This window comes from Collinsella sp. UBA1693 (genome assembly GCF_002320115.1).
Lineage (GTDB): Bacteria > Actinomycetota > Coriobacteriia > Coriobacteriales > Coriobacteriaceae > Collinsella > Collinsella tanakaei.
The window spans coordinates 1-10930 of sequence record NZ_DCJT01000003.1 but is presented as its reverse complement, the minus strand read 5'-3'; the positions used below and the strand labels follow the sequence as shown (position 1 = coordinate 10930).

The window sequence follows — 10930 nt, the reverse complement described above, 5'->3', positions numbered from 1 at the left end:
GTAGCGGCCCTTGGGGCCCATGGTAACGGTAACGGCGTCGGCCAGGGTGTTGACGCCCTTAGCGAGCTTGGCGCGAGCGTCGGTATCGAACGTAATGTTCTTTGCCATCTTAGATTCCTCCAATAAGGAAAACGTTCATCAAAAATGAATGCGGGAATGCATACGGGGTGCGCAGACCTTAGGTCCGCGTTTTTGGACGAGAAGTAGTTGAGAAGCTACTCGACCACGGCGTAGATGTCGTCGGCGCGCATGAGCAGGTAGGTCTCACCGTCGACCTTGACCTCGTTACCACCGAACTTGCCGTAGATCACCACGTCGCCAACCTTGACGTCCATGGGCAGGCGCTCGCCGTTCTCACCAACCTTGCCGGCGCCCACAGCGATAATCTCGCCGCGCTGCGGCTTCTCCTGGGCGTTGCTAGCGATGTACAGACCGGAAGCGGTCTTCTGCTCTGCTGCGTCGGGCTTGACAAGAACGCGGTCACCAAGAGGCTTAAGCATGAGGTGTTCCTCCTAACTCGTCGCACGGTTTTAAGTGCCATGCGAACCCTTACGATTTTTCGTACGCCCTGAATAGTACCCAGCAATTGGAAGTTATACAACGCCATAGCAAAAAATCTTATTAATTGGCACTTAGATTTCTTGAGCGCCCACAGGCACACAAGTCCCCTGCACCAGTAATGGACGCAAAATGTTGAGCCAACTGAGCATCCCCATCGAAATCGAGTCGAATATCAAATGGACCCCATTTTTCCAAACTCGAAGCATATTGAATTGATATCAAGAGTAAGGGCGGTATCCTGCACCGCGCTATTCCGCTTTGGCGGTAGGGATGGACTTGGCTATATCGCCGGGAGATGCCTTTTCCAATCCCGAAAAGAACTCAATTACCGGAACGTCCAAGCCGTCGGCAAGCTTGCAGAGCCACTCAACTGAGGGATTGTATTTTCCGCTTTCAAATTTATTCAAGGCAGATCTGTCAACGCCCGCTCGATCCGCCACGAACACCTGGGACTTGCCCTTCTGCTCGCGAATCCTAGCGGCATTGATACCAATGACCCTGTAGATGGATATGTACGCATTGCCTGTCTTCATGACAGCAATCGTATTGACGAACAGATTCCATAATGAGGTTTATATTCCACAGAATAGATTTCGGGGTTAGACTTGTGTGGATTATATTCCACAGCGGTTTCGGAGTTTGCTTTTTATGACCCGGCAAGTCAAATCTCGGCAGCGCGTGCAGGACCACGGAGAGGTCTTCACAAACGAGCGTGAAGTCAACGCGATGCTCGACATGGTCAAGCAGGAGACCGAGCGCATCGAGTCCCGCTTTCTGGAGCCAGCATGCGGCAACGGCAATTTCCTTGCCGAGGTGCTGCGGCGCAAGCTCGCCGTGGTTACCCAGCAATACAAAAAGAATCCCGATGACTACATGCGCTACGCCTTCGTGGCGGTAAGCAGCCTATACGGCGTCGACATTCTTGAAGACAACGCACAGGAATGCCGTGACCGCCTGTTCGAGATTGTCGAATCGGAAGCAAGACGAGCGATCAAAAACCCAGACGAAGCGTTCCTCGACGCAGTCCGCTACCTGCTGAACAAAAACGTTCTGTGCGGAGACGCCCTCACGCTCAAAGACTCCAACGGAAATCCCATCACTTTTGCCGAATGGTCGCTTGTAACGGGCGACAAGGTGAAGCGACGCGACTTCTTGCTAAGCGAACTGCTGGACGGCAACACCAATATGGGCGAGACCCTATCCCTCTTTTCCTTTGACGAGGCAAATGAGGGCGGCATCCGAACGCATACGGACTGGGAGTACGACTCCGAAATCGATGCCTACATCCCCTCCGCGATAAAGGAATACCCCCTCACCAATTACTGGGAGGTGCAGCGCTATGAGTAGCCTGCTTGAACGGGCATACAACCCGGACGTTTTGACCTGCCTGGCAAACCTGAGCAATGATGAGGTCTTCACGCCACCCGAGCTAGCAAACGATGTTCTGGATATGCTGCCGCCCGAGATCTGGAGCGATCCTACCATCAAGATCCTGGATCCATGCTGCAAGTCAGGCGTATTCCTACGCGAAGCGGCAAAGCGGTTCATCAAGGGCCTGGAGCGCGAGTATCCCAACCTACAAGAGCGTGTCAACCACATCATGCACGAGCAGCTCTTCGGCATCGCGATCACCGAGCTCACAAGCTTGCTGGCGCGTCGCAGCCTGTACTGCAGCAAGTTTCCCAATGGGCGCTTTAGTGTCGTCGAATTCGATAGCTCCGAGGGAAACGTGAGGCAGCGAACCGTTCAGCATACATGGGCAAATGGGCGATGCAAATTCTGCGGGGCATCTAACGCCGAATACGACCGCGACAAAGCACTTGAAACCCATGCGTACGAGTTCATCCACACCAACGATCCGGAAAGGATTCTGAATATGAAGTTCGACGTGATCGTCGGCAACCCCCCTTACCAGCTGAGCGACGGCGGTAACGGCGTGAGCGCAGCCCCGATCTTCCAACTTTTTGTCGAACAGGCCATGAAGCTGAAACCACGCTACCTGAGCATGATCATCCCCGCCCGTTGGTACGCCGGCGGCAAAGGACTGAAAGAATTCCGCGATTCAATGCTCTCCGATGACAGGATGAGAAAACTCGTAGATTTTGAATCCAGTAAGGACTGCTTTGATGGCGTGAATATCGCTGGTGGTATCTGTTACTTCCTTTGGGATAGAGACTTCCATGGGCAGTGTGAGATCACCAACGTGCAATCGGGCAAAAAGAACTCTATGGTACGCAAGCTCAACGAACACCCCGTTCTAATCCGCTCCAACATCGCTGTTTCAATCGTCCGTAAAGTACTCAGTCGAACTCAGGATATGTGGAGCGAGCATGCCTTGCCCCGTAATCCCTTTGGCTTTGCCACTAACTTCCGGGGTCGAGCGCATCGCGAAGCAGGCGATATAGAAATTCTGACCAGCAAAGGTTTTCAATACATATCCGCAAAAGATGTGACTAAGAATGCCAATCTTGTTGGCCATTACAAAGTGCTCATCGGTCGACTTGTCCCCAGCAACGGAGAGCTCGACACGAATCCAGCAGACGGATATCGAGTAATTACAGACACTCGCATCATCGGACCGAGTCAGATTAATACCGAGACTTATCTCGATATCGGAGTTTTCCCAACCGAAGCAGAAGCTCGCAATTTTGATATCTATCTTCGTGGAAAGTTCGCGCGGTTCCTTCTTCGCCAAGCAATCTCTTCCTTGAACGTAACGCGCGAATGCTTCCGTTTTGTTCCAAACATGGACTTCACCAAAACCTGGACGGATCATACTCTGTATGAGGCCTTCGGGCTTACTGCTTCTGAGACAGAAATCATCGAATCGACAATAAGGGATGCCTCAAAACCGGGTGATCCCAATGAGTAACCTCGCATTCTTCCCCGCCCGCCCAGAAGTCCGCCCCTCCATATACGCATACCGCGACAAGAACCCGGACCATTCGGACTTCCTCAAGGTCGGCTATACAGAGATAGACGTGGAGAAGCGCGTGGCGCAGCAATTCCCCGTCATTCAACCTGGCGAGGGCAAGCCGTATGAGATTGTCTTTGCCGAAAGCGCCATGCGCACGGACGGCTCGTCGTTCATGGACCACGCAGTACACAAGAAACTCGCCGCCAACGGCTTTGAGAACGTCGGTGGCGAGTGGTTCCGCTGCACAGCAGACGATGTGCGCAACGCCTGGCTCGCTGTTCGCGATCGCACTAGCTACGAACGTGAACGCACCGAAGACTTCTCCATGCGCCCCGAGCAGCTCGAGGCCGTCAACAAGACCGAAGCGTACTTCCGCGCATGCGAGCAGCCAGGCAACCACAATGCGCCCAAGTTCCTCTGGAACGCCAAGATGCGCTTTGGCAAAACCTTTGCCACCTACCAGCTCGCCCGCCGCATGAACATGAAGCGAGTGCTCGTTCTTACCTTCAAACCCGCCGTCGAGGATGCATGGCGCGAGGACCTCGAGAGCCATATCGACTTCGAGGGCTGGCAGTTCGTCTCGCGCGACGCCCTAACTTATGAGGAATGCGATCCCGCGCGCCCCATCGTCTGCTTCGGTTCGTTCCAGGACTTCTTGGGTGTGGACCGAGATTCCGGATCCATCAAAGCACGCAATGAATGGGTCCATCTGGAACACTGGGACCTTGTCGCCTTTGACGAATATCACTTTGGAGCATGGCGCGATAGCGCGCAGAAGCTCTTCGCCGCATCTGCAGATGAGGACGGCGTAGTCGAGTCCACAGAGAAGGAAGTCGACGCGGCATCAAAGGGCAACAACATCGACGAGACATGGCTGCCCATCCAATCGGACCGCTACCTCTATCTCTCCGGCACGCCTTTCCGTGCGCTCACTTCTGGCGAGTTCATCGAGGATCAGATCTTCAACTGGACCTACTCGGACGAGCAACAAGCCAAGCACGACTGGGTAAGCGCCCATCCCTTTACGCAGAATCCATACGAAGCACTCCCCCGCATGGTGCTTATGACTTACAAGGTGCCCGACTCAATCACCCGTGTGGCCCGCGCCGGCGAATTTGACGAATTCGACCTTAATGTATTCTTTTCTGCTACCGGCGAGGGAAAGGACGCCCAATTCAAATACAAGGACTACGTGCAGAAATGGCTTGACCTCATCCGCGGCGCATTTGCAGAAACCACCACCGACGAGCTCAAAATGGGCGCCCAAAAGCCGGTGTTGCCCTTTAGCCACGCGGCCCTACTCGCCAACCTTAACCATACGCTGTGGTTTTTACCCAACGTTGCCTCATGCGACGCCATGGCGAACCTGCTCGCCGAGCGACAAAACACCTTCTACCACAACTATCAAGTGCTTGTCGCCGCCGGAACAAAAGCTGGCGTAGGCCTTGATGCCGTGGAGCCCGTGCGTCATGCCATGGGAAACCCACTGGAATCGAAAACCATCACGCTCTCATGCGGCAAACTCACCACCGGAGTCACCATCCGCCCATGGACCGGCGTGTTCATGCTGCGCAACCTCAAGAGTCCCGAAACGTATTTCCAAACCGCCTTCCGCGTGCAAAGTCCCTGGACAGCCAAGGACGAGGACGGACACGCGCACATCATCAAACAGGAATGCTACGTGTTCGACTTCGCCCTCGACCGCGCTCTCGCCATGGTGTCCGACTACAGCTGTCAGCTCTCCGTTGACGAGCCAAGCCCCGAGAAGAAGGTCGCGGACTTCATCAAGTTCCTACCCGTACTCGCCTACGATGGCAGCGCCATGCGCGAGGTGGATGCAGCAGACATTCTCGACATCGCTATGGCGGGAACCTCGGCCACCCTGTTGGCACGCCGCTGGGAAAGCGCCCTTCTGGTCAACGTCGACAATGACACGCTGCGTCGCCTGCTCGAGAACGCCGAAGCCATGGAGGCACTGGCCAACATCGAGGGCTTCCGCAGCCTAAACGATGACATCGAAACGATCATCAACAAGTCCGAGCACGTCAAGAAAGTCAAAAAAGAGGGAGGCGAACTCAGCGCTAAAGAGAAAAAAGAGCTCACGAAAGAAGAAAAGGAATTCAAGAGCAAGCGCAAGCAGATTCAGGAGAAGTTGATCAAGTTCGCCACGCGTATTCCCGTGTTCATGTACCTTACCGACTATCGCGAGCAAAGCTTGAAAGAGGTCATCACGCAGCTGGAACCCGGACTATTCAAAAAGGTCACCGGCTTGTCCGTGCACGACTTCGAACTGCTGGTATCGCTCGGCGTGTTCCGCGACTCCGTAATGAACGACGCAGTGTATAAGTTCCGCCGCTACGAGGACGCAAGCCTCTCCTATACAGGCATCGAGAAGCACAGCTACGACGCGCGCGTGGGACTGTTCGACACCTCCCTGACCAGAGAGGACTTCGCGGAGATGGCCCGTCAGGACACCCTGCTTGATGAAACCGGCCGAATGATACGGACAACCGGCGCCGTCAAAACCTCTGAATCCGTCACTCCCCCTACAGACCCTGGTACGGTCGAATTCTCCTCGCAGCCCAGAACAGCTGCTGAAGCTAAAAGGACTAAAGCCCCGAGCGATGATGCATCTTTCAGCCCTACCGCCGTCGTGCCTTCAAAACGCGACTGGGTTGTAGAGTTCCTGGAAGAGCAAGAGCTCAAATATACAGACCTGCGCGGCGCGAACGGCGGTGAGCTTTGGGTCATCGGCGGCGGAGAACTCGATAGCACAATGGAAAAGCTCTCCAAGCGTGGGGCGAAGTTTGAATTTACCTTCCGTGGCAACAGGGCAACAATGGGTCGCGCGGGATGGTGGCTCACTGGATACCCCGCGGAGCGAAGACTCGATCTACACGTTCCAACTGCCATAACGGAAGCAAACCTCAACTCGCTGGAACCCGGAGATACGGTCTTTCATAAGGCGTTTGGCCACGGCGAAGTCATTAGCATCGATCGTGAACACGGTTCTATCGAGGTGACTCTTGGAGTTGACAAACGTGGCAACCCCAAAGCCCGTACGTTCCCGTTCCCCAATGCGTTTGAGCAGGGCTTTTTATCCCTATAAATTAAGATAGTTCAGAGGTCTCGCAAGTTCCCGTTGATAAGGCAACACCGTTCCACTCGGTGATACGCCCATACGGCGCGTCACCGAGTGGAAATAAAAGGCCACGCTGATGTTGGGCAGCCCAAAGACAGCACGTCAAACTGTAAACCTCCAGCCGAGGTTCAGTTGCTAGCTGGAGTAGGCGCCCTCACCCTGCTGGCACTTCTCCAAAAGCGCCGCCTCGCGCAAGTCAGCGTAGGGCTGGTTGATAAACTCCACGCAACGAGGAGAAGGCTTCTCAACACCCAGCTGCTCAAGCGCTTCCCCATACAGGACGGCGCCCCGCTTAACTGCGGCGAGCCTCTGAGCAACATGGCCATCATGCTTGGAGCGCATGCCCTCAGCCCTATGGTTCCCATCCTGGGCGCCCATTTGAGCAGCCTTGTTCTTGGAGCGCTCCGTCAAATCCATCAACCCGCTCACCCCGCACAATAATATCGTATATTGCCTGTAGCATTACAGTATATCGTGCGGGAGGCATTGCATGGGCGGTAAATGAAGGATCGGATATGTATGTACTCTCGCCCATGCGCTCTCGACCGCGCCACCGCGCAAGCTATCGCTCGAACACCTGGCGTCCACCCACGTAGGTGGCGAGCACCTGCACGGACTGGATCTCTTGCGGGTCGCATGCGGTGATGTCGCGATCGAGGACGACGAAGTCTGCCAGCATGCCCGGCGCGATCTGCCCCAGCTCTCGCTCGCGGCCGCACGCCGCCGCGCTGCCGGCGGTGTAGATGCGCACCGCGTCCGCGGCGCAGATGCGCTCACCGGGCAACCAGCCGCCCGCGGGCTCATGCGTAAACGGATCTTGTCGCGTAACGGCCGTATAGAGCACATTCATGCTGGTCACGGGCGTGATGGGCGAGTCGGTGCCAAACGCCTGGTCCACGCCGCGCGCAAGGTAGGTAGCAAAGGGCCACATGATGCGGCTGCGCTCCGGGCCCAGATCACGCTCCGGGCNNCCAGCGTGATGTGGCAGGGCTGCGAGGACGCGAGAACGCCCAGCTCGCGCAGGCGGTCGATGTCGCCGGGCAGCAGGTTCTCCAGATGCTCCAGCGTGTTTCGACCCTGCGTGGGCGCGCCAAAGCGGCGGCGAGCCTCTTCAAAGATGTCCAGCGCCTCACGGATAGCGCCGTCGCCGATGGTATGGATGCGCACGGCGTGCCCGCGTTCGGCAGCAGCAAACACCAAGGCGCGCATCTTCTCCGCCGGCACGGTAAGGCGCCCGCAGTCGCCCGGGAAATGCGGGTTGGAATACGGATCGGTAAGGTAGGCGGTGTGCTGGCTGGACACGCCGTCGAAGAACTGCTTGAAGCCCGGGGCGCGCAAAAGGGTGCTTTCGCGATAACGCTCCTGCATGGCCTCCAGGCGGGACTGGTCGTCTAGCAGCGTGGGGAACAGGTGCGCGCGCAAGGTCAGCTGATCGCGGGACTCCAGCGCCTCATATATATCCTCGCGAATAAAGTCCAGGCCCGGCAACGGCATGAGCGACATGTCGCAGATGGACGTGATGCCCTGCTGCGCCATGCGTGCCATCTGATCGGCGTAGACGCGCTCGATGCGCTCCGGCGAGATCCACTCTAGCATACGCGGCAGCAGCTGCATGGCCGCGGCCTCGCGAACAATGCCCGTGAGCTCGCCGTTTTGATCCTTATCATAGCTGCCGCCCTGCGGGGGCACGGAATCGCGGGTGATGCCCACAAGCTCCAGCGCGCGCGAGTTGAGCCACATGGTGTGCCCGTCGCCGGAATACATGGCGCAGGGACGGTCGGGGAACGCCTCATCGAGCGAGCGCTTGGTGGGCGGCACGGGCGGGTCCCAGCGGTAATCGCGCCAGCCCTGGGTGATTACCCAGACGTCGTCCGGCAGCGACGCCGCAAACTCCCTTGTCTTGGCCACCAGGTCCGCCTCGCTTTTGCCCATGTCCATCAGCATATAGGGCGAGCTGCCCAGCGCGGTATGGAAGAAATGCAGGTGCGCGTCATGAAAACCGGGGCACACCAGCGCATCGCCCAAATCCACCACCGGCGCGTCCGGGCCCGCCTCCGCCTGCACGCGATCGAACTCGTCCACATACGCGATGCGATCGCCCGCGATCGCGAACGCCAACGGGTGCGCGGACGCCGCGCCGGGAGCAGAGGTGAACACGCGCTGCGAGCGCACGATGTAATCAGCCTTGAGAGCCATGCCAAGCCGCCTTATCAAAAGTAGTTCCAACTACGTCACATGGTAGCGCCACGCGCGTGCGCGAAGCACAGCATTTATGTGAGCGCGCGGGCGCGGCGCGGCGATTGGGCACGGGGCTCTGTGCTAGAGTTAGGGCAGCGTAATGCATGCGAAAGCTCAGGGGAAGGACATCAGCATGGCAAAGACCAAGGCGCAGCAGATCATGGATCACGAACACGTCCATACAGAGCAGGAAGTCACCCAGGCGATCCGGGACATCGCCGATGAATTCGAGCCCTATATCATCCGCCAGCGCCGCCACTTCCATAAGTATCCGGAGGCGAGCCTGCACGAGGTGCGCACCACCTCGGACATCTGCGGGCAACTTGACGCCATGAACATCCCCTACGAGCGCCCGCTGGAAACCGGCGTGGTCGCCACCCTGCGCGGCACCGCCCCGGACGCCTATCGCGCAGACGGCACCCCGCGCCGCCGCTTGCTGCTGCGCGCGGACATCGACGCCCTGCCCGTAACCGAGCGCACCGACGTTGAGTACGCGAGCGCCAACGAGGGCTACATGCACGCCTGCGGACACGACTGCCACATCGCCATGATGCTGGGCACCCTACAGATCCTGCGCCATATGACCGATGACATCCACGGCGAGATCCGCATTGTCTTCCAGCCTTCCGAGGAGAACGGCAAGGGCGCCAAGATGATGTGCAACCAGGGCGTCACCGAGGGCGTGGACGGGGCATTCGCCATGCACATTTGGAGCGAGGTGGACGCCGGCAAGATCTCCGTGGAGCCCGGCCCGCGCATGGCCAACACCGACTGGTTCCGCATCGACATCCACGGCACCTCCTGCCACGGGGCCATGCCCCAGCGCGGCGCCGACGCCGTTATGGCCGCAGCCGAGATTGTCAACGCGCTGCAGACCATCGTCTCGCGCGAGATCAGCCCCTACGAACCCGCCGTGGTGACCGTGGGCGAGATCCACGGCGGCACCGCGCGTAACGTCATCGCTGGATCCGCCTACCTCACCGGCACCGTGCGCACCTATAGCGACACCGCACACGAGATGATGCCCGAGCTTATCAAGCGCATTGTCACCCACACCGCCATGGCGCTTGGCGCCGACGCCGAGCTCACCGACTACACCGTCGCCAACGTCAAGGTTGAGAACGAAGCCGCTTCCAGCGAACGCGCCCGCGCCGCGCTGGTCAAGGTACTGGGCGAGGAAGCCGTAGGGCACTACCGCGGCACCCTGTCCGGCGAGGACTTCTCCGCCTATCTGCAGCACGTGCCCGGCATGCTCGCCTTTGTAGGTTGCCGCAACCCGCAGATTGGCGCCACGTTCGCCCAGCACTCCTGCTTCTACAAGGTGGATGAGAGCGTGCTCGCCAAGGGCAGCATGCTCGCCGCCCAGTACGCCGTCGATTTTCTTGCTGAAGACTAGGGAAAGGTGAAGGCACGCATGGACACCCTCATTGTCTACGCCCACCCCTATGAGGAAAGCTTCTGCCACGCCGTGCTCGAGGCGCACGCTCGGCGCCTTGAGCGCGAAGGTCTTTCGTATGAAATCGCCGATCTGTACGCCGACGGCTTCAACCCCGCGCTGAGCCGCGAGGAACTGGCCGTCTACAACCAGGGCGGCGTTTTGGATCCGCAGGTCAAACGCTACCAGCAGCAGGTGCTTTCTGCACGCCGCCTCATTTTGATCTGCCCTATTTGGTGGAACGACATACCCGCCATGCTGCGCGGCTGGTTCGATAAGGTCATGCTTATTGGCAGCACTTGGACCACCAACGAGAACGGCAATCTGATAGGAAAGCTGGACAATATCGAGCGCGTCGACGTCTACACCACCTCAGCCAGCCCCACATCGCACACCCGTGACGAACTGGGCAACGCTATCGAGGGTGCACTGATCGATGGCACACTGTGGCAGCTGGGTATCGCCGGGCGCATCCAACAAGGCAAGCCCGGACTGATTGAAGCGGGATGCGCCGCCTGGCACAACCTGGGATCGGTCGACTCCATATCCGACGATGAACGAGCCGCCTGGTTGCATTCCATCGAGTTTCCTCAGGGATAGATGACCTGACAATAGGCTCCAAGGGAGAACCCCCGGG

Annotated in this window: 8 protein-coding genes and 1 pseudogene; 5 read left to right on the top strand and 4 right to left on the bottom strand. The window is 58.1% G+C overall.

Annotated features, from left to right (window positions below):
• Nucleotides 1–215 precede the first annotated feature (215 nt).
• Both groES and B3H65_RS02255 read right to left on the bottom strand, forming a co-directional pair.
• Nucleotides 216–500 (bottom strand): co-chaperone GroES, encoded by a 285-nt coding sequence (gene groES / locus B3H65_RS02260; RefSeq protein WP_009141897.1) that lies wholly within the window; start codon nt 498–500, stop codon nt 216–218.
• 309 nt (nt 501–809) lie between these two features.
• A complete protein-coding gene (locus tag B3H65_RS02255) occupies nt 810–1094 on the bottom strand; it encodes a helix-turn-helix domain-containing protein (RefSeq protein WP_286683970.1) in 285 nt (94 codons plus the stop codon).
• Nucleotides 1095–1209: 115 nt separating this feature from the next.
• On the opposite strand from B3H65_RS02255, the gene B3H65_RS02250 reads away from it, so the two are divergent.
• Genes B3H65_RS02250 through B3H65_RS02240 form a run of 3 tightly spaced genes read left to right on the top strand, consistent with a single transcriptional unit; the run spans nt 1210 to nt 6587 of the window.
• Nucleotides 1210–1908, top strand: coding sequence for an SAM-dependent DNA methyltransferase (locus B3H65_RS02250; RefSeq protein WP_286683969.1), 699 nt, complete (start codon nt 1210–1212; stop codon nt 1906–1908).
• Nucleotides 1901–3433, top strand: coding sequence for an Eco57I restriction-modification methylase domain-containing protein (locus tag B3H65_RS02245; protein ID WP_286683968.1), 1533 nt, complete (start codon nt 1901–1903; stop codon nt 3431–3433). The genes B3H65_RS02250 and B3H65_RS02245 overlap by 8 nt, the downstream gene beginning before the upstream one ends.
• Nucleotides 3426–6587, top strand: a complete 3162-nt coding sequence (locus B3H65_RS02240) for a GIY-YIG nuclease family protein (RefSeq protein WP_286683967.1) — start codon at nt 3426–3428, stop codon at nt 6585–6587. The genes B3H65_RS02245 and B3H65_RS02240 overlap by 8 nt, the downstream gene beginning before the upstream one ends.
• Nucleotides 6588–6755: 168 nt before the next feature.
• On the opposite strand, the gene B3H65_RS02235 is transcribed toward B3H65_RS02240, so the two are convergent.
• Together B3H65_RS02235 and B3H65_RS02230 are read right to left on the bottom strand one after the other, a co-directional pair.
• Complete coding sequence (locus tag B3H65_RS02235) at nt 6756–7037, bottom strand: hypothetical protein (protein ID WP_286683966.1); 282 nt, start codon at nt 7035–7037, stop codon at nt 6756–6758.
• Nucleotides 7038–7182: 145 nt separating this feature from the next.
• Nucleotides 7183–8816: pseudogene (locus B3H65_RS02230) on the bottom strand (amidohydrolase).
• A 175-nt stretch (nt 8817–8991) separates the two neighbouring features.
• Here B3H65_RS02230 and B3H65_RS02225 point away from each other — a divergent pair.
• On the top strand, nt 8992–10254 hold the full coding sequence (locus B3H65_RS02225) for an amidohydrolase (RefSeq protein ID WP_286683965.1): 1263 nt from the start codon (nt 8992–8994) through the stop codon (nt 10252–10254).
• Between the two features lie 18 nt (nt 10255–10272).
• Nucleotides 10273–10893 (top strand): NAD(P)H-dependent oxidoreductase, encoded by a 621-nt coding sequence (locus tag B3H65_RS02220; RefSeq protein WP_286683964.1) that lies wholly within the window; start codon nt 10273–10275, stop codon nt 10891–10893.
• Nucleotides 10894–10930 lie beyond the last annotated feature (37 nt).

Excerpts from the sequence above, each read along its gene's own strand:
- groES (WP_009141897.1), bottom strand. The coding sequence starts at position 500 with ATGCTTAAGCCTCTTGGTGACCGCGTTCTTGTCAAGCCCGACGCAGCA.
- B3H65_RS02255 (WP_286683970.1), bottom strand. The coding sequence starts at position 1,094 with ATGAAGACAGGCAATGCGTACATATCCATCTACAGGGTCATTGGTATC.
- B3H65_RS02250 (WP_286683969.1), top strand. The coding sequence starts at position 1,210 with ATGACCCGGCAAGTCAAATCTCGGCAGCGCGTGCAGGACCACGGAGAG.
- B3H65_RS02245 (WP_286683968.1), top strand. The coding sequence starts at position 1,901 with ATGAGTAGCCTGCTTGAACGGGCATACAACCCGGACGTTTTGACCTGC.
- B3H65_RS02240 (WP_286683967.1), top strand. The coding sequence starts at position 3,426 with ATGAGTAACCTCGCATTCTTCCCCGCCCGCCCAGAAGTCCGCCCCTCC.
- B3H65_RS02235 (WP_286683966.1), bottom strand. The coding sequence starts at position 7,037 with ATGGATTTGACGGAGCGCTCCAAGAACAAGGCTGCTCAAATGGGCGCC.
- B3H65_RS02225 (WP_286683965.1), top strand. The coding sequence starts at position 8,992 with ATGGCAAAGACCAAGGCGCAGCAGATCATGGATCACGAACACGTCCAT.
- B3H65_RS02220 (WP_286683964.1), top strand. The coding sequence starts at position 10,273 with ATGGACACCCTCATTGTCTACGCCCACCCCTATGAGGAAAGCTTCTGC.